The sequence below is a fragment of the Paenibacillus sp. MMO-177 genome (assembly GCF_037147795.1).
Lineage (GTDB): Bacteria > Bacillota > Bacilli > Paenibacillales > Paenibacillaceae > Pristimantibacillus.
In genome coordinates this window covers 53,882-80,681 of the sequence record NZ_JBBCUR010000010.1, presented here as the reverse complement: position 1 = coordinate 80,681, position 26,800 = coordinate 53,882, and the positions used below count along the sequence as shown (strand labels likewise).

Annotated in this window: 18 protein-coding genes; 15 read left to right on the top strand and 3 right to left on the bottom strand. The window is 47.8% G+C overall.

Translation table 11 applies throughout. From position 1 onward, the window contains the following. Positions 1 to 24: 24 nt before the first annotated feature. The 15 genes from WFK81_RS24810 (at position 25) to WFK81_RS24740 (ending at position 22,572) form a co-directional block, all read left to right on the top strand. Entirely contained in the window at positions 25 to 1,461 is a 1,437-nt protein-coding gene (locus tag WFK81_RS24810; RefSeq protein ID WP_336789346.1) for a glycosyl hydrolase family 28 protein, read from the top strand. Between the two features lie 92 nt (positions 1,462 to 1,553). Continuing rightward, positions 1,554 to 1,883 carry a hypothetical protein gene (locus tag WFK81_RS24805; protein ID WP_336789345.1) on the top strand — a complete coding sequence of 110 codons (330 nt, stop codon included), beginning with the start codon at positions 1,554 to 1,556 and terminating at the stop codon, positions 1,881 to 1,883. A gap of 17 nt (positions 1,884 to 1,900) precedes the next feature. Further along, positions 1,901 to 3,853 (top strand): helix-turn-helix domain-containing protein, encoded by a 1,953-nt coding sequence (locus tag WFK81_RS24800; protein WP_336789344.1) that lies wholly within the window; start codon positions 1,901 to 1,903, stop codon positions 3,851 to 3,853. A gap of 254 nt (positions 3,854 to 4,107) precedes the next feature. Further along, on the top strand, positions 4,108 to 5,085 hold the full coding sequence (locus tag WFK81_RS24795) for an ABC transporter permease (RefSeq protein WP_336789342.1): 978 nt from the start codon (positions 4,108 to 4,110) through the stop codon (positions 5,083 to 5,085). 115 nt (positions 5,086 to 5,200) lie between these two features. Beyond that, positions 5,201 to 6,085 (top strand): carbohydrate ABC transporter permease, encoded by an 885-nt coding sequence (locus WFK81_RS24790; RefSeq protein WP_336789340.1) that lies wholly within the window; start codon positions 5,201 to 5,203, stop codon positions 6,083 to 6,085. Positions 6,086 to 6,139: 54 nt separating this feature from the next. Continuing rightward, entirely contained in the window at positions 6,140 to 7,762 is a 1,623-nt protein-coding gene (locus tag WFK81_RS24785; RefSeq protein WP_336789338.1) for an ABC transporter substrate-binding protein, read from the top strand. Between the two features lie 171 nt (positions 7,763 to 7,933). Next, positions 7,934 to 14,749 (top strand): OmpL47-type beta-barrel domain-containing protein, encoded by a 6,816-nt coding sequence (locus WFK81_RS24780; protein WP_336789337.1) that lies wholly within the window; start codon positions 7,934 to 7,936, stop codon positions 14,747 to 14,749. Between the two features lie 408 nt (positions 14,750 to 15,157). Continuing rightward, positions 15,158 to 16,714, top strand: a complete 1,557-nt coding sequence (locus tag WFK81_RS24775) for a glycoside hydrolase family 43 protein (protein ID WP_336789336.1) — start codon at positions 15,158 to 15,160, stop codon at positions 16,712 to 16,714. Between the two features lie 20 nt (positions 16,715 to 16,734). After that, the gene (locus WFK81_RS31020) at positions 16,735 to 17,007 is read left to right on the top strand and encodes a glycoside hydrolase N-terminal domain-containing protein (protein WP_442956097.1); all 273 of its coding nucleotides are present in this window, start codon (positions 16,735 to 16,737) and stop codon (positions 17,005 to 17,007) included. A gap of 148 nt (positions 17,008 to 17,155) precedes the next feature. After that, a complete protein-coding gene (locus WFK81_RS24765; RefSeq protein ID WP_336789335.1) occupies positions 17,156 to 18,076 on the top strand; it encodes a glycosyl hydrolase in 921 nt (306 codons plus the stop codon). 465 nt (positions 18,077 to 18,541) lie between these two features. After that, a complete protein-coding gene (locus WFK81_RS24760; RefSeq protein WP_336789333.1) occupies positions 18,542 to 19,351 on the top strand; it encodes a polysaccharide deacetylase family protein in 810 nt (269 codons plus the stop codon). Positions 19,352 to 19,959: 608 nt separating this feature from the next. After that, positions 19,960 to 20,985, top strand: coding sequence for a DJ-1/PfpI family protein (locus WFK81_RS24755; protein WP_336789332.1), 1,026 nt, complete (start codon positions 19,960 to 19,962; stop codon positions 20,983 to 20,985). A 154-nt stretch (positions 20,986 to 21,139) separates the two neighbouring features. After that, complete coding sequence (locus WFK81_RS24750; RefSeq protein ID WP_336789331.1) at positions 21,140 to 21,316, top strand: hypothetical protein; 177 nt, start codon at positions 21,140 to 21,142, stop codon at positions 21,314 to 21,316. A gap of 8 nt (positions 21,317 to 21,324) precedes the next feature. Beyond that, positions 21,325 to 21,687 carry a DJ-1/PfpI family protein gene (locus WFK81_RS24745; protein ID WP_336789329.1) on the top strand — a complete coding sequence of 121 codons (363 nt, stop codon included), beginning with the start codon at positions 21,325 to 21,327 and terminating at the stop codon, positions 21,685 to 21,687. 474 nt (positions 21,688 to 22,161) lie between these two features. Continuing rightward, a complete protein-coding gene (locus tag WFK81_RS24740; RefSeq protein WP_336789328.1) occupies positions 22,162 to 22,572 on the top strand; it encodes a VOC family protein in 411 nt (136 codons plus the stop codon). Positions 22,573 to 22,752: 180 nt separating this feature from the next. Here the strand turns inward: WFK81_RS24740 and WFK81_RS24735 are convergent, their stop codons facing one another. The 3 genes from WFK81_RS24735 to WFK81_RS24725 all read right to left on the bottom strand — a co-directional run bounded on the left by WFK81_RS24735 (position 22,753) and on the right by WFK81_RS24725 (position 26,562). Further along, entirely contained in the window at positions 22,753 to 23,451 is a 699-nt protein-coding gene (locus WFK81_RS24735) for a hypothetical protein (protein WP_336789327.1), read from the bottom strand. After that, entirely contained in the window at positions 23,448 to 23,699 is a 252-nt protein-coding gene (locus WFK81_RS24730; RefSeq protein ID WP_336789325.1) for a hypothetical protein, read from the bottom strand. Before WFK81_RS24730 ends, WFK81_RS24735 begins: the two co-directional genes overlap by 4 nt. 184 nt (positions 23,700 to 23,883) lie before the next feature. Beyond that, positions 23,884 to 26,562 (bottom strand): LuxR C-terminal-related transcriptional regulator, encoded by a 2,679-nt coding sequence (locus tag WFK81_RS24725; protein ID WP_336789323.1) that lies wholly within the window; start codon positions 26,560 to 26,562, stop codon positions 23,884 to 23,886. Between the last annotated feature and the right edge of the window lie 238 nt (positions 26,563 to 26,800).

The following is a 26,800-nucleotide window of genomic DNA, read 5'->3' as shown; positions in this document are numbered from 1 at the left end:
AGCCTACGTTAGGAGGAGAACTTCGTGAGCTATTTAAAGATTTGGGATGCGCCAGCAGGGGCGGTTGGCCGGGATGATTTTGAGGTAAGCGTCCGCATCCCTGGAGGGAATTGGGAGCCGCTTTTCGTGTATGAAGCGAAGGTGGATATGCACAATGTTAGGCAGGCCTCCATGTCTTACTTTGACATGGAGGGAACGGTGGAGGTACGGGTCGAGAGCCGGAAGGGGCTTATTCACCAAGCTGTCATCCGACCGCTCTCGAAGCGGATCCCGTTCGAAGTGGAAGGTGCAGCCGTTACCTTCCGCTTGGAAGAACCGTGCAAACTGTCTATTGAAGTGAACGGGGACCGATTTGGCAATTTGCATCTTTTCGCAAATGCACCGGAGGAAAATCCGCCGAACCCGGATGACCCGAATGTGTTGTTCCTGAAGCCAGCCATTCACAGAATGGAGGATATTCAACGTTTGGCGAATCTTCCGCTGCCTGGGGGAGCGGCACCGGAGGTAATTTATTTCGGGCCAGGGATGCATTATCTGGAGGAGACGATCTTCCGCATTCCGTCCGGGAAAACCGTCTATATTGCCGGCGGCGCTATAGTTGTCGGTTCCCTTGTTTGCGATCATGTACAAGATGTCACCATACGCGGCAGAGGTGTGATATATTTATCTGACTTCCACCGATTCTCCGCCTTTCGGGGCGTTAGGATTATGTTCTCGCACCATATTTCGGTGGAGGGTATCGTGCTGCTCGATCCGCCGCATTACAGCATTTACATCGGCAAGTCCGAGCATATCCGGATCCGCGATTTCAAATCCTTCAGCACGCGGGGATGGTGCGACGGCATCGACATGATGTCCAGTTCGCATATAGAGATTGAGGATGTGTTCCTGCGGACGTCCGACGATTGCATTGCCGTATACGGTAGCCGCTGGGATTATAAAGGGGATTCGCGCTGCGTAAGCGTCAAAGACTCCGTCTTATGGGCCGACGTTGCACATGCAATGAATATCGGCGGACACGGGGACTACCGCCGGGGCGGTGACTTGATCGAGGATATCCAGTTCAGCAATATCGATATTTTGGAGCACCACGAGCCCCAGCCCGGTTATTGGGGGGCCATGAACATTAATGTTGGCGATAATAACACGGTGCGGAACGTCACCTATGACAACATCCGTGTGGAGGATTTTGAACTAGGCCAGCTTGTGGACATCCGTATCGTGTGGAATGAGAAATATAACCCTGTTGCCGGTAAACGCATTGAGAATATTCATTTCCGGAATGTGACCTATAACGGAAAAAATGAACATAAAAACCGCATTTACGGATTTGACCGGGAGCGGACCGTGGATGGTGTCACCTTCACCAATTTGCGCATTAACGGCGAGTTGATCCTGGATGCGGAGCAGGGGCATTTCGACATTAATGAGCATGCGTACGGCATTCAATTTCTAAAGTGACCAAAGGACGGTTCAGGGCGAATTGGGGGACTGGATTACAAGACCGGTTTCCCAGGTCGTTCTCCCAATAGATATAATGAGGGGGTAGCCAAATGAAAGTAGAACGTGTGGGGGGAAGGCTAACACGCCTCTTTAGAAGGGATACTTTATTAATAAAAATCTTATCGTCCTATTTCATAATTGTTATCGTTCTATTATCTGTTTTTTCCTTTGTCTTGTTTCGCACCTACAGCAATAAAAGTATAGAGCAAATCAGTCAAACCTCTGAAAATTTCATTTCGCAATCTTATTATATTGCAGATACAATGCTCATAAATGTCTATTATAACTTTTATCAGTTATTTAATAATAGTATGGATAATGATCTTAATTACGGTTTGTATGTTAATAAACCAGATCAATTTGCCATCAAGATGTATTAAAGAAATTAAAGCAATATGTGAAGTCAAATCCGCTTATCGGCTCCATTTATATTTATAATTCAAAGGCTGACAGGGTATTATTCAGTATATCCGAGGTAGGAGAAGGGATTCAGTCAACAACGGATTTTTTGGATCAAGATATAATTCGTATTCTGAGGAATAAGGAACATAACGTTTCGAATGAATATTTTACAAGAAAAGTGGATTATGTAATAAGTAATAACAATGTAAACGAAAATTTCTTGACCCTGGTTCTTGCAAACACTTCAAATACGGGTGAAGTTGAATCGTCATTAGTCATTAATTTAAATCAAAAAATACTGCAGCAGATGGTTACCAATGGAAGTGCCGGAGATCTCAATCAAGTATTGATCATGTATAAAAACGGAAATGTATTATCCCATGATGACACTTCCATGATTAATAAAAATCTTGCCAATGAAAGCTTTGCGAAACAAATCATGCAGTCCAACAATGAAAAAGGCAGTTTTACAACGAAGATTAACGGTAAGGAATCATTGGTCAGCTATGTGAAAGCAAAGCATTTAGGCTTAATATTTATAGGCATTGGCGAATATAGCAAGCTATTATCGTCGGCCTATTCCATGCAGAAGACATTATTGTTTTTAACCGTTATTTTTATGCTTGCGGGAATCCTTTTAGCTGTCTATTTTACATCAACCATCTATAATCCCTTCAGAAAATTGCTTCATAAATATAGACTGGATTCAAACCGTTTATTGAATGATAAGAAGAAGACCTTATTAAGTAAAATAGTTAATGGGGAACTGGACGAAAAAATCTTCGACAAAGAGTATAGGATGGAGTGCGGGGTAAGTCTGGACGCTCCGTTCTTTTTGACCCTTGTCCTTAAAATGGATTCTCTTGAAAAGGTTCTTTCAGGCAAATGGTCGAAAGACGTCAGATTGGTTAGATTCGCCATTATTAATATTGCATGTGAATTTTTTAGGGAAAAAGGCTTTAAGGTAGAGGGCGTTGATAACGGAAATGACTATGTCAGTATTATTTTAAATGTCAATCATAGAAATGACGAGCTTTTGGATAACCTGCTCGATACGGTAAAGGAAATGCAAGACAAAGTAGAAAAATATTTGAAGATCTCCGTATCTGCGGGAATAGGGGACATTGTAGAAGGGATTGAAGGAATAGGCAAATCCTTTCAAAATGCGCTGGCAGCTTCGAATTATCGAATTATATTCGGCCGAAAAGCAGTCATACAATATGGCGAAATCGCTCAGCGAAATGATAATGATCTCCAGGAATATCCTTATGATATTGAGAAGAGAATGATTGAAGCCATAAAAGAAAGCCATTTAAGAAAAATTGACGCAAGCCTTAATGAGTTTTTTGAAAGGCTTGCTTTATTTAGCGCGGATGTCATCCAAATAACGGTGCTGCAGTTAGCCGTGTTGCTTACAAGGACGCTAAGCGGTATCGCCAAGACGAGTATAGAGAATGGAGAATACAGCATAAAGGTACTGGTGTCCGAGATTCAAACCTGCGAAACGTTGGAAGAAATAAAAACGTATCTCTATTCACTCTGCTTCAAAGTTGTAGAGACCAAAGGCAATGATTCTAAAGAAAATGTAAAAACCGTGATTGCGAATAAAATTAGAGATTATGTCAGGCAGCATTATAATAGTATAAACCTATCAACGGATACAGTGGCCAAGTATGTAGAGCTGTCACCGAATTACGTCAGGTCTATTTTCAAAGAGATAACGGGTATATCCTTGTCGGATTATATTACGCAATGCAGGATGTCGGAAGCACAGAGGCTTTTAATTGAAACGAATGATCCTGTCAGCAGGATTGCCGAATTGGTTGGGTATCCAGAGAATAGCAAGCACTTCTTTACCGTATTTAAAAAACACTTTGGCAGAACCCCGGAAAATTATAGAATGAGTATCCAGAATGATGAGAGTCCAAAAGCAAACTTCGAATGGTAAAGCGGAACAGAAAAAGAACCGACAGCATCCACGCTGTCGGTTCTTTTTCTGTTGTAAACCGCCTGAGTTCAAATAGCATCGGGATAAGCTGCAGCGTGTTTTCGAACAGGTTTAAAAACCATCAAAGCGGCATTTTGATAAAACGAGAACTTGAAGACTCATGCAGGCGATATTAGAGTCAGAAGGGAAAAGGCTTTCCGTATTTCCACGACGCGAGCCGAGAGATTTTTTTAGCATACGGGGGGATGATCAATATGAATGTTGCTTTGAGCAGCAATAAAGCGGACAGCGTTGTTAAGAAGAGAAAAAAGAGCTTCCTATCAGATGTAAAACAAAATTTCTATTTGTATTTATTAGTTTTGCCAGGCATTTTATATTTCGTGATTTTCAAGTACCTGCCAATGGTAGGGATCATCGTAGCTTTTCAAGACTTTAATACGGTAAAAGGGCTTTTTAAAAGTAAATTCGTTGGTCTGAAAAATTTCGAGTATTTCTTCACTTCAAAGGATTGGCTTGTTGTAACCTGGAACACGTTGTATTTAAATCTGTTGTTTCTTATTACCGGTTTGTTTTTTTCGATCCTCATTGCCATTGTGCTGTCTGAAATCAGCTCCAAGTATTTTAAGAAGGTGACGCAATCGCTTGTCATCTTGCCGAATTTTATATCCTGGACATTAGTTTCGATGTTTGTTTTTGCGTTATTATCGACGGATGTAGGATTAATTAATTCCGTTTTAAAAGCGTTGGGCTTTATTCAGGAAGGACAGGAAATCAATTTTTATGCCAACCCGAGTCTATGGGCCGGAATACTGGTTGTTCTAAAAATATGGAAAACCGCAGGCTTCGGTTCCGTTGTCTATCTGGCTGCTATAGCGGGCATTGACCAGGAAATCTATGAAGCAGCCAAAATGGACGGTGCCAGCCGTATGCAGTGCATTACAAAGATTACTTTGCCGCAGCTTAAAACGACAGCAGTACTGTTGACCTTGTTTGGCATCGGAGGCATCTTTCACGGGGATCTTGGAATGATCTATGCGATTGTAGGCGATAACCCTTATTTGTATGACACGACCGATGTTATTGACACTTATGTATTCAGAATGCTGAGACAAATGAATGACATGAGCATGTCTACTGCGATCGGACTTTATCAATCCTTCGTAGGTTTTGTCATCGTCTATATAACCAATTATCTTGCCAAGAAATATGATTCGGATTCCGCTATTTTTTAAAAATATAAGAAAGTATAGGTTTTCATTATACTATGCTTATATTTCATTCGCGAAACGTATGCTGCTCCTCCAAGGGACGGCGCAGCCGTTTTCACTTGAGGAAGGAGATAAACAAATGAAAAACAGCTTGGAAAATAAAGCATTAGATCTATTTTCTTATCTGTTCATGGCTTTATTTTCAATATTTTGCATTGTGCCTTTTATCCTTATTTTCTCAAGCTCCATATCAGACGAAAAATCCGTACGATTGACCGGCTTTGCTCTTATTCCTAAACAATTCTCGTTATTTGCTTACGAGGTCATATTCCAGGATAACGCCATATTCAGCGCTTACAAGACAACGATCATTTTCACGGTTGCGGGTACGATCCTTTGCCTGATCATTACCAGTGCGATGGCTTATGCCATTTCCGTGAAAACGTTTACTCACAGAAACAAAATCGCCTTTTTCGTCTATTTTACGATGCTGTTTAACGGAGGTTTGATACCTACCTACCTTCTTATCTCCAAGTATTTAGGTTTAAGCGATAATATCTTGGTTTATATTTTACCGGCCTTGGTTAACCCGTTTAATATGTTTCTGTTAAGGAACTTCTTCAAGCAAATACCGGATTCGCTGGCGGAGTCCGCCAAAATAGACGGTGCGAATGACATCTATATTTTATTTAAAATCATCCTTCCGCTAGCAAAACCTGCATTGGCAACGATCGGATTGTTTTATGGACTCGGTTTCTGGAACGAATGGTTTACAGCCACTCTATTTATTTCCGATAAGGATCTGTATTCTTTGCAATATCTGATCATGAAGGTATTGAGAGAAGTAGACTTTGCAAATCAATTGAATCAAATGCAGGGAATTACAGTTGCTAATTATGTCGTTCCAACCAATACGGCCAAAATGGCTACTGCCGTAGTCACTGTAGGTCCCATCATTTTTGTGTATCCATTTCTGCAAAAGTACTTTGTTAAGGGATTAGTAGTTGGAGCTGTTAAGGGCTAAGCCCGCGAGAGCGGTTTAGTATATAGGATTGAATAGTAAAAGGGAGGACTAAAAATGAACAAAAAGTTTGTTGTATTACCGATTGCTGCAACCATGCTTGCCGCGTCAATCGCCGGATGCAGCAAGGCATCAAACGAGCCGAGTGAAAGCACTGCGCCTACCAGCAACACGGCAGAAAGTACAGCGCCCGCAACAAAGGATCCGGTTACGCTTAATATTCGTCTGTTCGGGACCGAAAACGGGATGTATCGCGATGTCGATCCCGTCATTAAGGAGTTTGAGAAACGGACGAAGGATACGCTTAATACGACCTTGAATCTTACCTTTACATCGCCTGCCGACTATGGTCCAAAGCATGAATTATGGATCGCATCGGGAGAGGACATCGACCTCTTTAACCCGTGGTCAAAGGATAAATTCGCCAGAGACGGCGCATTGGCGGATTTAAGCGAATACTTTAACAACCCCAAATATCCCGGGCTTCAGAAGGCTTTCTCAGAAGAGTATATCAATGATAATAAGATGAATGGCAAACTCTATGCCATTCCGCTTACAAACGCTTTCATGGATATGGAAGGTGTCTGGTATCGGAAAGATTTGTTGACCAAGTATGGAATGAAGGATATAAGCAGCTATGATGATTTGTATAACTTCCTTGAAAAAGTAAAAGAAAACGAAAAAGACATGACTCTGTTCGGGAATTATGGCAACACTGCATTCTTCAAGCTATTTACGGATATCAATGCACAACAGCTTGAAGGGAACGTATTTCCATTTATCGGCGGCTCAAATCCGAAGAAAAATTTCGTTTACGTTCAAATCGCAGATGATGGAAAATCCGTCGCGGGTGTGGCGGCTTATGGAGATCCGGCATCCGAATGGGCGAACATTAATCCTAAGTACGGTCTCGATTATTTGATGAACCAGTTTAACCAAGCGAAGCGGTTTAACCAATTTATTCCGGCAGATACCATGACTGCTGCGACTGGAACAGGAAAGCCTGCCGCTGCGGGATACGCAACATTAAATGGTTTCAAGGGAACGGAAGACGCAGCAAAAGCCATTGATCCAAATGCGGAGCTTGGTTTCTGGCCGATTTCCAAGAACAATCAAGAAATGACACCTGGAACACAATCTACGGATGGCAAGGCATGGAATTTCATTGCCATACCTGCTTCTTCTAAAAAAATTGATAGAGCAATGGAATTCCTGGATTGGATTTTCTCCAGTCAGGAGAACAATGACTTATTTACGTACGGTATAGAAGGTAAAAACTGGGAGCCTGTAGGAGATAATCAGTGGAAGATTCCGGATGGAGTCGATCCGACCAAAAATTACGCTTTCCCTGCCTTCGAGTTGACTTGGAATCCGAATTTCCATCGAATTCCCGCAGGATTGCCGGAGCAGATTCAACACTATTATGAATATCAATTTAAGCCGGATACCTATAAGAAAAATGTATTGGCAGGATTTACATTCGATCAAGAGCCTGTAAAAAATGAAATCGCCAAATGCACCACTGTTATGGATAAGTATCTTCCATTCTTATTGTCCGGTTTCGGCGACGTTAATGATAATTTGTCGAAGATGAATAAGGATTTGAAAGCTTCGGGCGTAGAAAAAATTAAAGAAGAATTGAAGAATCAAATCAATGCCTTCCTTGCTCAAAAGAAGTAAAACGCTCTGAGGCCCTATCGCAATGAATGAGGAGCACCTGTCGATTCTGGTAAATCAGATCGGTAGGTGTTCCGATCTCAAGATCGTTGCCGGCTATGTGAATCTAATATAAGTCAAAGGAGTTTTTTTTGAAAGCGCTTTATATTTCTTCGATATGAAAGGAGATTACTGATGAAACAAAAGGGAAAACGATGGCTGCCCTTTATTACAACCATTGTGCTGCTGGCACAGATGGTCCTTATCGTTCTGCCGGGTACAGTCAAGGCAGAAACAACATCGATTTTTACGGATTATTTGCCGACGATTACGCAGGTTACCGATGATGCCGGCTTTATCCATCCCGGAGTAGGACAGACCAAGGAGCTTCTTGACAATGTTAGGTCGAAGATAAGGGCAGGCGCACAACCCTGGACGTACTATTTTAATTCTATGTTGCTCCCAACACCCGAGGCTTCAAGAACGATTGGTTCAAGCAACAGCAGAGACGGTGTGACAGTACTCAACGATAATTTCGACAGTCAAGGTATTGAAGGAAGGTTTATTGCAGACGGCCTGAAGGCATATACACAGGCGCTGATGTATTATATAACCGGTGATGACGTATACCGTGCCAATGCAATGATGATTATCCGTATTTGGGAACAGATGGATCCTGCGAAATACAAGTACTATACAGATGCGCATATTCACGCAGGAATACCTCTTAACCGAATGCTCATGGCAGCTGAGATTCTAAGGTATTCAAGCACTCAAACCGAAGCGCTGGCTTGGACAGATCAAGATACTGCGAATATTACCAACAATCTTATTGTTCCGGTAACCGAAGTATTGCTGCATGATCAAAACCATTTTATGAACCAGCATAATTATCCGTTGATAGGAGCGATATCCGGTTATATCTTTACCGGCAACCGCGATAGATACAACGAGGCCGTGGAATGGTTTACCGTTAACCGTACAGCTAACGATCAAGGCTTTAACGGATCGATTAAGGCGCTGTTCCGGTGGGTTACGGAGGAACAGCAACCGGGAACGAAGGTCGGGGAAGGAACACCGGTAGAACCTCACGTTCAACATATGGAGATGGGCAGAGACCAAGCGCACGGCGGCGGCGACTTAACCAACGCGGCTATCATAACCCGTTTGATCCATGCCCAGGGAACCAAAGTAGATCCGGTAGTCGGAACCCCGTCTACAGAGGACAATGCAGTAGACATCATGGAGTTTCTGAATAATCGACTTTTAGCGGCAGCCGATTATTTCTGGCAGTTCATGCTCGGTTATGACACGCCATGGACACCGCAGGCATACGCCATTACGGGCGGCGACCCAGATAACATTGGTATGGGAGGATATATAAGAGATACCTATAATAGTATCTCAACTGGTTATAAGGGAAGATTTGGGACGGCTAACTTCTGGGATTTTTATTCCTACTATACGTATATCAAACATGAGGACGTATCCCAGCTTGCACCGCACTATTACGAAGCCTTCACCAAGAAACTCGTACCATCTGTAGGCGGATGGGGAAATAAGGATGCAGGAAATGATTTCTGGATCTATTTGCCACCGGAGGCGGAGGCTGACGCGGCGAAGTTTATTCCTCAGGATCAAACAAGCGGCACTACCTTGCATCTCGAGGATCGCTACACGAGTCTTGACAACAATACGGCTACTCTGCAAGAGGGCGATACCCGCTTCATCCGATTTCATGCAACGCAAGAAGGAAGTAAAATTGCTGTGCTCAGTTTTGGAGGCGTTGCAGGTTCAGGTACGGGACCCTTTGGATTCAAGATTCGTACCAATGGCGTAAGCACATTGGATGCGCTAGATTCGACCATTACCCTTCCGGATACGAAGGGGGCGTGGAAATATGTAACTCTTTCTGGGTCGTTTAGCGATTTTCTCTATATGACGGTAAAAGGAACGCCGGGTGTTACTGTCGATCTTGACTCCGTTGATACGGCGGCAGGTACGAATCTGACACCGCCGGTATTCAAAGCAGGAAGCTCGGATTTGAAGATTTATACCTATGTAGGAGCGTCCGTGAGTGTGGATTTGTCTGCTACGGATGCAAGCAGCACGGATGTGATTACGTATGAGCTTCAGAATAATTCCAAAGAGCTTCCGTTAGATACCCATACAGGCGCATTTACCTGGCAGCCTACAGAGGCAGGAAACTATACCGTTGTCCTCGCGGCAACGGACGGCACTACCGTTTCAGCCAAAAATGTTGACATTATCGTAAGCAGCGACCGTACTTCGGCAGTACAAGCCATCATTGCTTCCTATGATCAAAACCAAGCTTACGTGGAAGCAACGCTGGGCCATTTCCAAACGGTCTATAACGACACGTTGAGTGTGATTAACACTGCGTCCGAAGCGGAGTTCGATATGCAGTTGCAAGCTCTGAGGGCTGCAGTCGATGGTTTGGAATTAGTGACGCCTTTATCTGATCACGGAATGTTATGGTACAAGACTGTAGCTTGGTCCACCTTTGGTAAAGATGCCGTTTATGTAAATGATGGTGATTGGGAAAGCGGCGCTTGGTTTGGTCTGGCGCAGGGGTCACCGCCGCACTTGTACCATATACTGGATTTTGGTCCCGATTATAAGGTTTCAGCTACGAAGTTTGGGTTCAAGAGCAATATTTTCGTCGATCGTCTCGCCAACTCTACGGTATATGGATCCAATGATAAGATGAACTGGACTCGTCTGACACCTGGCGTCACCCAGTATACGCAAGCTTATCATACCCTTGATGTAGATCCTGCCTACCAAAACGAGAAATACCGTTATATCAAATTGGAAATGATCAAACCGCTGCCCGACGTACTTCATAATAGTGTGGTTAATCTCTTGGAAATGCGCGATTTCGACATCTATGGAACGCGTTACGAAATTGGCAACAAGCTTCAATCGGTTTCCTTAAGTTCGGATCAAGCTCTTAACGGCAGGGTTGCACTAGGCAATACCATTAAAGCAACCATCAAGGCCAAAGAAGCGATCAGTAACCTGACGGTTAAAATTCAAGGCCAGGATGCCACAGTCAGTACGACGGACCATATCAACTGGACGGCTACGGCAATTTTGACCGGACAAGATCAAACCGGCGATGTGAAAGTTAGTGTCAACTATACCAAGCAGGACGGAACGAACGGAGATACTCTGTATGGCACAACCGATGGTTCCAAGCTGTTCGCTGCCGATGATTCGGATTTGATTACGAATGCGGCCAGCCTCGCCAATTTGGTTGGTTATAGCTCGGCAGATGCGTTAAAACAAGCGAGTTATCTATTTGACAACAATGTAAGTACGAGTTCCGAGTTCCGGTTGAACGGCTCCGGAGCGGGAAGCTACATGACCTTTGACTTCAGGGAAGGCAATCAAGTGACGCTTTCGAATGTGGAACTGCTTGCAAGACAAGATCAAGTTGCCCGACTAGGCGGTGCAGAGGTTCAGGGCTCCAACGATAATACGACGTGGACGACTCTCACCAATGGAGCGGCATCTACCGCGGATTGGCAAATGTTGAACGTTAGCAATACGACAGCGTACCGTTATATCCGAATTTACAATGCGAATACGTGGTACGGCAATATGGCGGAAGTAAGACTCCATGGCGTTGTGAAGTCCCTGAGCAAGATCGCGTTGTCTTCGATCAGTTCGGGGCAGAGCGTCAAAGGCAGGATTGTTCCAGGCAGCACGGTCAAATTGGATTTCACATCTAAAGAAGCGATCAACAACGTCAATGTCACGATTCAAGGCCTGGCCGCGACGGTTACTTCTGCGGACCATATCAACTGGATCGCAGAGGCGACCTTGAATCAAGACGTGGCAACAGGCACAGTAAATTTCGCCATTAATTACAGCCAGCAGGATGGAGCGGTCGGATTCCCTATTCACAGTACTACAGACAACTCGACACTGTTCCTTGTTGATGAGTCGGATTTGATTGGCAATGTAACAAGTATCGCCAATTTAATTGACTCAACTGCAGGCAGAACCGCGGCAGCGACCCTGCAACAGGTGAATTATCTGTTTGACAACAATGCAAATTCGAGTTCCGACTTCCGTATTGGAAGCAACAACTCCGGCAACGGAAGCTATATCACCTTTGACTTTAAGGAAGGCAATCAAGTTACGCTTTCGAATGTGGAACTGCTTGCAAGACAAGATCAAGTTGCTCGAATAAATGGTGCAGTGGTTCAGGGCTCCAACGATAATACGATCTGGACGAATCTCACTGCAGCTGCGGTATCTAACCCGGACTGGCAAACCTTGAATGTCAGCGGCAATGTCCCGTATCGTTATATCCGAATTATCAATGGCAATGCGTGGTTTGGCAATATGGCCGAGGTGAGATTCCACGGAAAAGTTGAAAATCTGATTAGAATCCAATCGGCTTCGATCAGTTCGCCTCAAAGTATTGTAAACAGGATCGTCCCCGACAACACAGTAAAACTAGCGATAGTAGCCAAAGAGCCAATTAAAGACGTAAAAGTCGCGATTCAAGGCGAGGATGCAGTTGTATCTTCGACTGACAATATCAACTGGACGGCTACGGCGACCTTGAATCAAGGCGTGGCAGCAGGGCCGGTGAAATTCACCATTAATTACAACAAACAAGACGGAACGGCAGGGTATCCGGCTACTCAAACGACAGACAACAGTTCTCTTTACCTTGTTGATGAGTCGGATGTGATTAAAAATGTCACCAGCATCACAAATTTGATTGATTCCACTTCTGGAAGAACTGCCGCACAAACCTTGCAGCAGGTGAATTACTTGTTTGACAGCAATGCAAGCACGGGTTCCGACTTCCGTATTGGAAGCAACAACTCCGGAACGGGAAGCTACATTATCTTTGACTTTAAAGCTGGCAATCAAGCTACGCTTACGAGTGTAGAGCTGCTCGCAAGACAAGATCAATATTTTGCAAGAATCAACGGTGCAGTGATCCAAGGCTCCAACGATAATACGACCTGGACGACACTCACCAAAGCGGCGGTAGCTACTCGGGATTGGCAAGCCTTGGCGGTCAGCGGTAAAGTACCATACCGTTTCATCAAAATTGTCAATCCAAACGCTTGGTTTGGAAACATGAATGAAGTGAGATTCCATGGGGCAGTGAAAGCGGCGGACGTGACGCCTCCGGTCACAACGGAGGATGCTCCACAGGGTTCGGTTGTCGTAGGTACAACGATAAACCTCAACGCTACAGATGACAGCTCAGGTGTTGCGGCAACTTATTACACCCTTGACGGCGGCACGCAGCAAGCCGGGAACACGGTTACGTTAACCACCGATGGAGCGCATACGATCGCTTATTGGAGCGTAGACTGGGCAGGCAATGAGGAACAGCATCACACGCTTACAGTAAACATCGACGATGTTACTCCACCTGTTGTGGCCGGCTTGTATGCAGATATTACAGTGCCGACCAACAAAGATGTTACAGTGACGATCTACTATCCGCTTGACGCGGCGGTGAAGGAGTACAAAGTGGGCGATAACGGTGAATGGACCGTTTACACTGCTCCTGTAACGGTTTCCGACAACGCAACCGTGTATGCAAGAAGTGCGGATGCCGCAGGCAACGTCTCGGAAGCGGCGAGCTACACGGTCGGCAACATCTATAAGACAGCACCCTCGGACGCGGTCTTCACAGCTGACATTACAGACCCGACCAACGGCAATGTTACCTTGACGATCAGCTATCCGGACAACGCGACGGTCAAGGAGTACAAAGTCGGTGAGAACGGCACATGGAAGGCGTACGAATCACCCGTCACCTTATCCGACAATGTGATTGTCTATGCACAGAGCAAGGACATTGTGGGCAATGTTTCGAATGTGATCAGCTATACCGTCAGCAATATCGACAGGACGCCGCCCGAAGACGCCGTATTGTCCGCCGACATTACAGCGCCGACGAACCGGGATGTGACCGTAACGGTCACTTATCCGGTCGATGCTGCAGTGAAGGAGTACAAGATTGGCGAGGCCGGCTTATGGACCGCGTACGGCGCTCCTGTGGTTATCTCTGACAACAGTACGATATATGCAAGAGGAACGGATGCGGCGGGCAATGTCTCCAACATCACTCCATATGAGGTTGGCAATATCGACCGTATGCCGCCGGCCGACGCAATATTGGCGGTAGATACCACCGCCTTGATTAATCAAGGTGTCACCGTAATGATCGCCTATCCGGACGATGCGGCGGTGAAGGAGTATAAAGTGGGCGATAGCGGCCAGTGGACAGCATATACGGAACCCTTTGTTGTACAGGAGAATGTTACGGTATATGCGAGAGGAGCGGACGCTGTAGGCAATGTTTCGAATGTAACCAGCGCTGTAGTAAGCAACATTTGGAAGAATGCTCCTGTCACCACGGCAGCATTAAGCCCTGCTCAACCTAACGGCAAGAACGGCTGGTATACAACGGATGTTACCGTAAGCTTATCGGTATCCGCCGATCCAGCCGGAGGGGCTGTAATAACGGAGTACCAGATTAATGACGGCGAGTGGATGGTATATACGGGATCTATTCCTTCCTTTGGCGATGGGGTTTATAAGCTCGGTTACCGCAGCAAGGATAAAGCCGGCAATGTAGAACAACTCAAGACGATTGCGTTTCAAGTGGACAAGGCAGCTCCTGAATTAACGGCCCAGTTGGACAAGACGATGATTTGGCCGCCGAATCATATGATGATACCGATCAATGCCACTCTAGTTTCGAGCGACGACGGTTCAGGGATCGAATCGGTAGTGTTGACCTCCATCACGAGCAATTTTCCGGATAGCGGCAGAGGCGGCGACATTCAGGCCAATTTCGGCACAGATGCCACTTCATTCAGCTTGCGTGCGGAAAAAGGAAGCATCTACACGATCACGTATACGGCTACCGATAAAGCGGGCAACAAAAAGGCAGTAACGGCAACCGTAACGGTGCCTCATGATCAATCAGGCATTCATTGATTAGAACTCTTTTATCGGAGGAAGGCTCAAGAGCCTTCCTCCGATAGAGAGAGAGCGAATCGGGATGGTTGAGGGATTGGTAGGATTCTAGCACAAGCTTTAAGGAGACTGGTCGATTATAAAAACGCTTACAAATGCATAATCATCAAAGCCCCCAATCGAATCTTCGTTAAATTGGGGGCTTCTTCTTGAAAACGGATAGAGAAGGGGATAAACGCCGACGCTGCGGATCCGTATCCCGACGGACGAGTGGATGATTTCCGCATTTATGACCAAGCCCTTCCTGCTGACGAGATCGATGCCCTTGCGGGATTGTAACAGGCGGGATAGCAAGACCACGAGGATAACGAAGTGGTATTGAAGATGTACAACGATCAGGTAAATTCAAAGGCAAAGGATGGCTAGGTTATGGAAGTTAACTACCATTTATTATCGAAGAAGGGTGCTTGGGGGGATCAGGGGGATGGCACCTATGTCAATCCTGTCTTGCCCGGCGATTATAGCGATCCGGATGTCATTCGGGTCGGGGATGATTATTACGGCATCTCCTCTACTTTGCATTGCTCTCCGGGGATGGCGGTGCTGCATTCCAAGGATCTTGTGAATTGGAGCACGATCGGACATGTTGTTCAAGATTTGACAAGCATTGGCCCGGAATACAATTACGATCGCATGAATCGTTATGGCAGAGGGGTCTGGGCCGGCGCCATCCGATTCCATATGAATAAATTCTGGGTCTATTTTTTCACGCCCGACGAAGGATTGTTTATGAGCACGGCTTCCGATCCCGCTGGACCTTGGGTGCCGCTTCATAGGGTTTGGGAGGTCACTAGCTGGGATGATTGCTGCCCATTCTGGGACGATGACGGACAAGGCTACCTGGTTGCCACTCATTTTGCCGATAACTATAATATCCATTTAATTAAACTTAGCGAAGACGGCAAAGAGCTGCTGCATGACAGCGATAGGATTATCCATCAATACAAAGGGAGCGAAGCCAATAAGCTCTACAAAATAAACGGGGTTTACTATTTCTTCCACAGCGAGGTGCGAGCTCAGCAAGGCGGTGAAGCCCGAGTTGTCATGATGTTAAGGGCAAGGCATATTTATGGTCCCTATGAGGAAAAGGAAATTATTCATACGCACGGAAAGGAAATAGACCGGGAGCCGAATCAGGGCGGACTGGTCCAGACGGTTTCCGGGAAGTGGTACTTCATTAGCCATCAGGGAACGGGCGAATACGAGGGTAGACCGCTTCACTTGCTGCCCGCAACATGGGTGGACGGATGGCCGATCATTGGAGAAGATACGGACGGCGACGGAGTCGGAGAGATGGTATGGGGAGGCAGGAAACCGATTAACGGGCATCCCGCAACGGTTCTTTCGACCTACGACGATTTTGATAGGGCTGATCTTAAGCCTTATTGGGAATGGAATCATCAGCCAAGAGCAGATAAGTGGTCGTTAACGGAACGGCCCGGCTATTTGCGCCTGTACGCGTGCCCAACTATCGATAAGAACTTTTTTAAGGTTTGCAATGTCCTATCACAAAGAGCGTTTAGAACCGGTCAGAATGCGGCAACGGCAAAAATAGAAATCGGCTGCATGGCGGACGGGCAAGAAGCCGGAATTTGCCATTTTGCGCTAACCTATTGCACGATTGGCGTACAGCAACGGAACGGGACAAGGATCCTGAAGTTTAATCATTCGGGTACGGTAGAATGGGGTCATGAATTAAAGGGTTCTACCCTATGGTTAAGGTCTGTATGGAACGTAGACGGAATCAGCCGGTTTGAATATAGCGTCGATGGCGTACAATTCACGAGCTTTGGAGACGCGTATCAGCTGGGATGGGGGAATTACAGGGGCGACCGGATGGGGTTATACAGCTATAACTGCGAAAGTGAGCAGGGATATATTGATGTAGACCATTTCTATTATGAGGTTGCGAAGAGTGGAGAATGAATCAAAGGAGATTTCTTGCAATGAAATTACAATATAATCGTGCATCCGCTAAGTGGACCGATGCCTTGCCAACTGGCAATGGTCGCTTAGGTGCCCTGATGTTCGGCGGGCCGGAAATGGAACGTATCCAATTAAATGAGGATACCCTCTGGTCTGGCGGTCCCCGTAACACGGATAATGGGCAAGAAGGAGAAAATTCACTGCTGAAATTCTCTCTCATTCTGGAGGAATCTGCCGGGTATACTCTTCTGTTCCACTTCGAGTGGAATCAGAAGACATCATATTCGCGATAAAGACGGATGAGCAAGGAATTCTGACATTTGAGACGAACCCACAAGGCAGCTACCGGCTGAGACGATAGCTCTTTTCAAATTGCTTTCAGGTGTCACGCATTTTTCGTGATGGCTTTCGAACATACATTATCGAGGGAGTGGAGAAGGAATGAAATCGCCATTGTTTAGAGACCCCATCTATGACGGTGCGGCAGATCCTACAGTCATCTGGAATCGACAGACTAAGGAATGGTGGATGATCTATACGAACCGCCGGGCAACGCAGGAAGGCCCGAAATTCGGATGGGTGCATGGCACCGATCTCGGTGTTGCTTCTTCATCGGATGGCGGATCAACCTGGTTATACCGCGGAATCCTGGAAGGACTCGAAACAGACTGGGGTAGAAATACGTTCTGGGCGCCTGAAATCATTTGGCATGACGGGCTGTACCATATGTATGTCACATACGTTCACGGCGTACCGGAAGATTGGACGGGCAAGGCTCGAATTCGGCATTATACAAGTTCCGACCTTATTCGTTGGAAATTCCAGTCCACGCTTGGCATTAGTGAGGAGAACGTGATCGATGCCTGTGTGTACCAGCTGCCTAACGGCATGTTTCGAATGTGGTTTAAGCAATGGAATCATACCTATGCTGCCGAGAGCAAGGATCTGTATCATTGGCAGCCGATTGGTCCGGTGATAGCAGAAAGAGGCCACGAAGGGCCGAATGTTTTCCGCTTGGGCGGCTATTATTGGATGATCGTAGATGAGTGGCGCGGTCAAGGCGTGTATCGCTCAAATGATCTTGAGAAGTGGGAACGCAACGGCCTCATTCTCGATCAGTCCGGCAGACGCGAGGATGACGGAACGATCGGCCTTCATGCGGATGTAGTTGTGCAAGGAGATGAAGGATATATTTTTTATTTTACTCATCCTGGCCGTATTCATGGGCACAATGAAGATCCGAACAGTTATGAATTGCGCCGTTCCTCCATTCAGGTTGCCAAGCTGGAGGTTGTGGACGGAGTGCTGATCTGCGACCGCGACAAGGAGTTTGAGTTGAATCTAGAAGCGGATGATCGATAAGATTGAGGGAACCTCCTCTAACTCGATCCTGGTATTTTTATGGGATATCATGCAAGCTAATCTCATCGGATCATTTACTAGTTTGATTTGGCAAGCGGGTCTAAATGCGCTCTCTGTCCTTTCTTTCGTGCAGGGGGCGATTTTTATTTAAAGCAATGCTCAATCGTGTTCCCCGAGTCGTTGAATAGATGGAGGTCACTATCATGCTACTTTTTGTCCTTTAAATACAGGTTTTAGTGTTATAACATCGACTATAATCCCTATTGGAGGAGAAGAAATGTAGGATATCAGGTGCGATTAGAATAATCAGTCAGCACGAGGGAAATGCGGGTTTAATATGGACGCCGATTGAAACTCTTATTTTAAGCTCATTGAAGCACGATTCTGGTATTTTTCGGGACAGTGGCTCACAATTTGTTATAAAGAAAGCTGCAAAAGATCAATAATCGATTAGGAGGAGTCATAATGGGAAACGTAAGCATTCGATTCGATCGGTTTCCGGGAGGGCTACGCAAGGCGGTCGTACTTAGTTTTGACGATGGCCGCGACCAAGACAGGAGACTGGTACAGGCTTTTAACCGGTACGGGCTCAAAGGAACGTTCCATCTGAATTCCGGCAAATTCGGCCAGGAAGGATATATCAATGCCGAAGAAGTGGCGGGCTTATATCGCGGCCACGAGATTTCGGTCCATTCCGTCACTCACCCGTTCCTGGAGCAGTCTCCGGATGAACAGATCGCGGAGGAGCTGATCACGGACCGCCGTAATTTGGAAGCGATTGCGGGATACCCTGTACGCGGCATGAGCTATCCGTTCGGCACCTACAACGACCGCGTCGTGCACGCGCTGCCGGTGCTCGGCATCGAATATGCCCGCACCGTCCAGAGCCACGGCGGCTTCCACATGCCGGATGATCCGTTGAGATGGCATCCGACCTGCCACCACAAGGACATGGTCGGGAAGGCGGAACAACTTCTGTCGTCCAAGCCATTTTTTAGTCGGATGGAGCTATTGTTCATTTGGGGTCACAGCTACGAGTTCGACCACGATGACAACTGGGAGCTGGTAGACAAGACGGGAGAGCTGCTTGGCAGCGAGGAGTCGGTCTGGAAAGCGACGATGAGGGACATTGTATCCTATCAGAATGCGCTCAAAGCTCTCCGTTTCTCGGTTGATCGAAGCATCGTGCATAATCCGAACGCCCTTGAGGTGTGGGTAAGCGCAGACGAAGAAGTCGTCCGTATTGCGGCAGGCGAAACGAAAAGGCTGCGATAGCGAGTGATCGTTCTCCAAATAACAAAATGATGGAAACCGCTGCGCCGCTGGAGATCCAACTTATGGGCAAAAGCAGCAAGCGGTCGAGCTGAGGGGCACGTATAGGAGCCTGTACAAGAGTCGAGCGTCGGCCCCGATGTAAGCTTGGATCCCTGTGCGGTTGAAATCGTCGAGTTAGATGATGAGTTTGGAGGAGTCCCCATTGCTTAGACTGTTTAGAACGAATCCGCTTCGCAACCGTTCTTCAATTGATGAATTACCAAATTCTAGGGTTTGAAGAAAGCGCAAGCGTTGAAGAGTTCAAAGCGTTTATGGGCGGGTACGGAATAAGTGAAAAAGAATAAGTCCTTGGCATGATTATGGAATAGCTGAAAATGATCGGTTTCAAAAAATCCCGATTAAGAACCTTGTTATATCAAGGTTCTTTTTTAGTTTGTACGTAATTTCTTGTTGTTTTATGAACGTGAATAGAGCAGCCTTCCGTTTTGTGATGAATCATTTATAGTTTTGTGACTTTTTCGCCGCTTCTTTTGAGATACTCCTTTGTTACGCTTTCAAAGTGATAAAGTTCACATGCTTCGCTGAAACAATTCAAGGAGGATGAATCAATGTTATCGGTTCAAATCGTGCTTTTTGACGGCTTTGATCTGCTCGATGCCCTTGCGCCCTACGAGGTATTTTGTGTTGCTGAGATGATAACGGAAAACGCGTTAAGCCTAGAGCTCGTTACCGCCGAGGGGCCAAGATCCGTGCCAAGCGGCACGAACGGTTTACAAATCGAGGCCGGCGGCCGACTGGATCCGGAGCGCCCGGGCATTATTCTCGTACCCGGAGCATCCGGTCCCGTCGAAGGAGACGGCCCCGATTCGGTTCCGTCTATTCTGGGACGGACCGTCCATACGGCGTTACCCGGCATGCTCGGAAAGGCGCTGGAACAAAAAGACGTCGTCGTCGCAACGGTATGCGGCGGGTCCCTGCTGCTGGCTATGGCGGGGCTGCTTGAAGGCAGACCGGCAGTAACGAATCATCTGGGCATGGAATTACTGGGTGCAACCGGGGCGGTTCCTGTTCCGGCGCGCGTCGTGGATGACGGCAACCTGGTTACCGGCGGCGGCGTCACGTCGGGAATCGATGCGGCTCTCTATCTAGTTGAGCGCGAGTTTGGACCGCGCATCGCGTACGAAATCGAGCAGTTGTTCGAATATGAGCGGAGGGGAACCGTCTGGCGGGCGACGGGTATGGCGCCAATACCACTGACGGGCGGCAAGCCGCGGAAAGCGGAGAAGCAAGCGGCGATCGAATATGGCGCCACGACTGGCAAGACTCAGCAAGAATTCGCGTTTGATGGAGATTGGGATACGACGATTGCTACGCCGGTCGGGAAGCTGCAGGTTAGGCTATCCATTGTTACATATCATGGCGTCGTCCACGGCAAGGCCGTACAAGGGAACGAAACGGTTGATTTTGTGGACCCGGTTCTACAGGGCGACAAGCTAGGCTGGCTGCTGAAAATCACAAAGCCGATGCGCTTAAATCTGAAATTTGAAGTGGCTGTCGACGGTGATCGCATGACCGGGGTCGCGAAGGCCGGAATGCTGCCGGCATCCAAATTAACAGGCAGAAGAATCCCATGAAGAGACCGGTAACATGGTATAGCTGCTGCTGATTATTCCGGAAATTTTCATTAGAACGGTCGGCAGCCCCCGCTTTGTTTAAACAATCCGATGAGTGCTTTTGACTTCTTACCGTTTGCATATCTAATCAACATGAAAGGATTTGGTGTTAACAATGAAAAAGATGCTTGGATTGCTCTTGTCGCTGACACTCATTCTCGCGCTGGTTGCTCCTGGAGCAAGCGCAAAAACAAAAAAGGATCAGGATGCGGTCAAGGACAAAAACAACCGGCGGGAAATTCGGAGGATGCCATTCCGAAGATACTTGGAAAGGCTGCGAATTCACGATTAACCGAATTGATGCATCAGGCGTTTAGCAATAAGGAAGCGACGGTGGCTACCGTATGCGGAGGCTCATTGCTGCTTGCCATGAAAGGGCTGCTCAAGGACAGATATGCGGTTACCAATGAGTTGGGCATGAATGCGTTAAAGGCACTCGGCGCCAATCCGGTTGATGCAAGAATTGTGGAGGATAATCCCCGTCTTGTGAGCGGAGGCGGCGTAACTTCCGGACTCGACATAGCCTTGTACTTGGTCGAGCGCGAGTTAGGTCCGCAAATCGCGAAGGAAATCGAAAATTTATTCGAGTATGAGCGAAGAGGCACGGTGTGGAAAGCGGAAGACATGAAGCCGGTCGACTTTACGTTTAAAGGTGCACATTAAGGGGTTGCGTCAACGCAGAAAGCAGTCCAAACTAACAATATCTGAACACATATGAAGTTTTGGCTTGAAATCTGCATGAAGCTATCGGAGAACAATAGCTAGATAGCTAGAACGATTTCAACTGAGACATAAAGGCAGCATAATAATTGAGAGGAGACTTTAAGTGAGCGCAAACAATGAAGAACTCCTATCTTATTTACAGAAGAGATTATCACATCTTAAGAAGAAAAAACGGGTTCATTTTTTTAAAACTAGTGAATCTCTATATATGAAACAAGGTAAAATTGAAGAACTCGAGGATATTATTAAACGGTTAGAAACTGGTAACTTCGATTATAAAGATTATGATTGAAACTTTAAGCTAACGTAGGAACGATAGTTAAATAATAAAACAGTTTATGACAAAAGTTGTCACTATTAGTGGTTACACTATCAGAGAAAGATCAATCCTAAAGGTTGAAGGAGCTGTTAACTATGGAAGTGCAACTGAACCCGTATATTATGCTGGACGGAGACGCTCGTGAGGCAATCGCCTTTTACGAGCAAGCGTTGGAAGCGAAGGTGGTATTCAAGCAGACCTTCGGCGAAGCTGGACAAGAGGTGTCGGAGCAGGCGAGGGACCGAGTGGCCCATGCCGTCCTGAAGATCGGAGGAGCGGTTCTGTTTGTCGCCGATACGGACCCCGGGGTCCGGTTCGCGCAGGGCAAGCAAGTAAACATCTGCATCACCGTCGCCGATAAGGAGCAAGCCCAGAAGTATTATGAGGCGCTGAAAGAGGGCGGACAGGTCGATCACCCCCTGCAGGAGGTCCACTTCAGTCCCGCGTACGGGATGGTAACCGACAAATTCGGCGTCACCTTCCAGATTTTCACGCAGAGGGCGTAATGGTGGGTTCGCCTTGAGGAGAACAATAGCTTAATGTAACAACGAAAGGGTATCCCATAAGTCATTAAAATGACGGTGGGACACCCCTTTTTTATCTGGGCTAAACAGCTAGACTTCGCATCAAAAGTTTTTAAGATCGCCGGAGGAAGCTCAGAAAAAGCAGGCCGGCTTATGAGGAGCTTAGCCGGGAATTCTTTTGCCGGCGCTTTGAAGATTTGGGACGCCTTCCTTCCTCTCCTTGGACATGGATTGCCAGAGAGAATAGCCCAGCCAAGCCTGGGCCAGCCCAACAGGCACCGCCAAAAACCGATCGTACGGATGATGGACCAGCGAAGACAAGGGAAGAGGCAGAAGCGTTCCTAAGGCAAGCAAACCGGCCGCCCAGCGCGACAGGATGCGGGCGCGGAAGGATGCGATGCCAAATAACAGGCCGCCGAGCAAGTACAGGATGCCCGTCAACATATAAGTAGTTTCAAGGGCTCCGAGGTACTCGCCGGAAGATCCCCCGGCTATCGCCAAGATGCTCTCCTCAAGCTTTGGAGACTCGGTTACGAGCGTCGGAGAAATAAGGGCTTCGACGAATTGAAAAGCCATCGTAAGGGCATAGAAGAGGCTTAGCGTGAAATAGCCGATCAGACCAAGCCAGCCGGTCTCTGCCGCTTGCCTGGCGTAGATCCCCGTCAGGCCGAGCAGGCCGAGGAAGCACATGGCTATGCCCAATAAGTGAACGAGGACCCACCGATCGGTGTTGACGGATGAAAGAATGTCCAGCGGATGGATCGTTTGAATGACGACAAACAGGATCCCCGACAACATAGCGGCTACGCTGGCGAAGCGGAAAAGACGCGAAACTACTGTGATTTTACTCTCTTTGTTCATGGGTTCGTCTCCTTCTTTTTTTGAATGACCGATACTAATGCAAGGCCGAGATCCCGTATTTTTCTCAGCATGCCATGCAAGGCGGCCTGGTCGGCCACCGGGCCGTAAAGGACGGTTGTTCCGTCGCTCTCGTGCGTAAGGCTCATCCCTTCGAACCAATAAGCCCATCTGGCATCCAAGTGCCCCTTCACGCAAATCTCGTAAAATCCGTCGTGTCGGCTTTCCATTGACCCTTGCGTCTCACTCATTATTCACCACCTAATCTCCCTCCTGCGGATTCGACTCCTGTCTACGCGTGTTCTTGCTAGATTCAATGATAAGTGTTCATGTAGGGAGACCGCATCACCACATGTGGTGATTGATGTGGTGAATTTTTATTGGGAAACGCAAAAAGCCCCGGTTATTTTGCCAGGGCAGGGGGATGCGCTTACGTTATAACAAATCGAGTTCCTCGGACCGTCGGACGGCTGCACGGCGGTTGTTCACCCCGAGCTTGTCGTAAATGTTCTTGGTGTGGGTTCGCAAGGTGTTCAAGGAAACCGTCAGCTCGCGGGCAATATCCGGTCCGCTTAGTTCGGTTCTAAGCAACCGAAGTACGTCGCGTTCACGTTCGCTTAGCGGTTCACTCAGCGAATGGTTTGCAGCCGGTTTGGTCCGGCCAAAGGCTGCCAGGAGCTTGCGAACAAATTCCTTGGGGCTCAGTCCTTTTTTCGAGGCGGCTCCCAGCAGAACCTCCATAGGTTGGCCTTCGTCTACGAAAATACGGAAGTAGCCCTCCGGTTCAGCCAAAGTCAAGGCGCGTTCCAGCGGCCCAAGCGCAGCAGGCGTGTCTCCTTTCATTTGAAGCGCAAGAGCCGTCACGATCATGATTTCGATCGCATTTCCCGTCCTTTCGCCTTCTTCCGCCGCTTGACGGAGGCGCTCAAGAAGTCCCATGGCCTCATGTAAAAAGCTGTATTCACGATCGCTTTGATACCGGGCCAGAAGCAATCTGGCTAAAGTGATATGCTCGAATTCTCGAAGGTAACTCAGTTGGTCCCGGGCGGTCAGGCCATGTGCACGTGCCCATTCGAACGCTTCGCTCAGTTTCCCCTGCGCGATCAGCACCTTTGTTTTCATCGCCGCCACAGGACGTACATTCGGGAAAAGATCACCGACATAAAAGCGCTCCGCATCGTCCAGGAGGTCGAGCGCGCTTTGCAAGTCTCCTTGCGCCTCGCATACGCGAGCCATCGCGACGTGCCAGCGATACCGGTATTGCGGAAATCCGGTATGCCCGCCTTGTTCCTCGCTTTTCAGCAGAAGCTGCATGGCGGTCTGCAGATCGTTGCGCTCGCGGTGGATTTCGCCCATCCCCACTAACATGTCCGCCGTTCCCCGCATGACAGGATTGCCATGCTCGATCGAAAGCTGCAATCCCCGCTCGTATAGGCTCAACGCCTGACGGAGACGACCCTGAACGATTCGGATATCGGCAAGGGCGTTCGTGCCCCCAATCGCATCGGAGATGTACCCGCCTTGCTGCACGTCTGCCATGCCATCAGCGAACAGACGATAAGCTTCATCGAGGCTCCCGCTTGTCCAGGAGGTGAGTCCAAGGAGAGCGGATGCCGCTCCGCGCTTGAGATAGGCATCTTTCGGCATGAGGCTCAGCACCAATCGGGCATATTTCATTGCATCGATTATATTGCCTGTCATGAGGGCAAGCGCTGACCGATACATTGCGATCGTTCCAGGGAGACGGCGATATTCGGCTTCGTCTGCGAAAACCTTCTCAGCCGAAGCAGAGTGGATATCCGGTCGTGCGTGCAAGTCTGCCGTCGACTCCAGCCCGCTTTCGGCGTCCCGAAGCCGTTCTTCTACACCTTCAGACTTGCCGAGGGTCAGCAGCGCCCCGGCATAAACAACGCTGAGCACGGGCCGAAGGCGAACCAACTCGTCAGGCAGCGCCTTTAGCCAGCGTAGCATCGTAGCTTCTTGTCGAAGCTTGGCCATCGTCGGGCAGGCCAGCTCAATCAGGACCGCCGCTCGCGTGAAATCCTTTGCTGCGAGAGCATGGCGGATCGCATCGTCCGCGGAGCCGTTCCGCTCGTACCAAATACTTGCACGCCGATGCAGTGAATCGATTTGATCGGGCTGATCCGCCTTCAAATGGGCGTAGAGAACATCCGCGAAGAGGTGATGGTAGCGATACCACTGGCGTGTGTCGTCCAGCGGAACGATAAAGTAATTGCCCTTCTCCAAATCGGACAACCGTACGTTGCCTTCCGCCTGGCCGGTGACGGCGTCGCACAGTGGGCCATGCAAACGGTCGAGAATGGATGTCTGCAGCAAAAATCTTCGAATGGGCTCCGGCTGGCGCTGCAGAACCTCTTCGGCCAAGTAGTCCACAATGTACCGATTGTCTCCGGAGAATGCCCGAATGAACACGGGTATGTCCTCGCGGCCTTGCATCGAGAGAGCCGCCAGCTGAAGTCCCGCAATCCAGCCTTCGGTCCGTGATTCCAGCGCAGCCATTTCGTCGGCCGATAGATCTAGCCCTATCGCTTGATGAAGGAAAGCCGCAGCTTCTTTGGGAGTAAATCGAAGATCGGTGTCGCGCAGCTCGGTCAAATGTCCTCTGGCGCGCAATCTGCCCAGGGGCAGCTGCGGATTTTCGCGAGTGGCGATAACCAGGTGCATTTGCGGAGGGAGGTGCTCGAGCAGGAAGAGAAGGGCATCGTCGATCTGTTCCGAATCTATGAGATGGTAATCGTCCAGGACGAGGACGATTTTGAACTGGAGAGCGGAGATTTCATTAAGCAGAACCGTGAGAATCGATTCGATCTGCGGGGACTGAGACGACTCGAAAGCGGCAAACGCGCTTTTTCCGACGCTCTCCGCAATGGACTGCACGGCAGCGATGAGATGAAGGAAGAAGCGCGTGGAGTCGTTGTCCCTTTCGTCCAGCGAGAGCCAAGCGACTGCTCGATCGCAACCTACGGCCCATTGGCCGACAAGCGTTGTCTTGCCGAAGCCGGCGGAGGCGGAAACAAGGGTCAGCTTCCGTTCCAGTCCCTCGTTCAGCCGCTCGATCAGACGCGGACGCAAGACAGCCTTCGTTCTGGGCACGGGGATATAAAGCTTGCTTTCTAAAACCGGAATATTCATAAATTGTCCCGTCCGATGTCATTATTTCTTTCATTAATATCATAACTTCAACGTTAGTTTTTTACCATATGCTCATTCCCTCGCTGCACCGAACATTCTACATAATTACTCTAAAATCTCATGCGAGTAAAAGCGAACGTCCCGCTGAACTAAATAAGAGCCGTTGCAGTTTTTATTGGAACTCGCCCAAGCGCCCTCT

Coding starts and splice junctions, on each gene's coding strand:
- WFK81_RS24805 (WP_336789345.1), top strand. CDS start 1,554: ATGAAAGTAGAACGTGTGGGGGGAAGGCTAACACGCCTCTTTAGAAGG.
- WFK81_RS24750 (WP_336789331.1), top strand. CDS start 21,140: ATGAAAAAGATGCTTGGATTGCTCTTGTCGCTGACACTCATTCTCGCG.
- WFK81_RS31020 (WP_442956097.1), top strand. CDS start 16,735: ATGAAATTACAATATAATCGTGCATCCGCTAAGTGGACCGATGCCTTG.
- WFK81_RS24790 (WP_336789340.1), top strand. CDS start 5,201: ATGAAAAACAGCTTGGAAAATAAAGCATTAGATCTATTTTCTTATCTG.
- WFK81_RS24740 (WP_336789328.1), top strand. CDS start 22,162: ATGGAAGTGCAACTGAACCCGTATATTATGCTGGACGGAGACGCTCGT.
- WFK81_RS24735 (WP_336789327.1), bottom strand. CDS start 23,451: ATGAACAAAGAGAGTAAAATCACAGTAGTTTCGCGTCTTTTCCGCTTC.
- WFK81_RS24755 (WP_336789332.1), top strand. CDS start 19,960: ATGTTATCGGTTCAAATCGTGCTTTTTGACGGCTTTGATCTGCTCGAT.
- WFK81_RS24775 (WP_336789336.1), top strand. CDS start 15,158: ATGGAAGTTAACTACCATTTATTATCGAAGAAGGGTGCTTGGGGGGAT.
- WFK81_RS24785 (WP_336789338.1), top strand. CDS start 6,140: ATGAACAAAAAGTTTGTTGTATTACCGATTGCTGCAACCATGCTTGCC.
- WFK81_RS24780 (WP_336789337.1), top strand. CDS start 7,934: ATGAAACAAAAGGGAAAACGATGGCTGCCCTTTATTACAACCATTGTG.
- WFK81_RS24765 (WP_336789335.1), top strand. CDS start 17,156: ATGAAATCGCCATTGTTTAGAGACCCCATCTATGACGGTGCGGCAGAT.
- WFK81_RS24795 (WP_336789342.1), top strand. CDS start 4,108: ATGAATGTTGCTTTGAGCAGCAATAAAGCGGACAGCGTTGTTAAGAAG.
- WFK81_RS24730 (WP_336789325.1), bottom strand. CDS start 23,699: ATGAGTGAGACGCAAGGGTCAATGGAAAGCCGACACGACGGATTTTAC.
- WFK81_RS24745 (WP_336789329.1), top strand. CDS start 21,325: ATGCATCAGGCGTTTAGCAATAAGGAAGCGACGGTGGCTACCGTATGC.
- WFK81_RS24760 (WP_336789333.1), top strand. CDS start 18,542: ATGGGAAACGTAAGCATTCGATTCGATCGGTTTCCGGGAGGGCTACGC.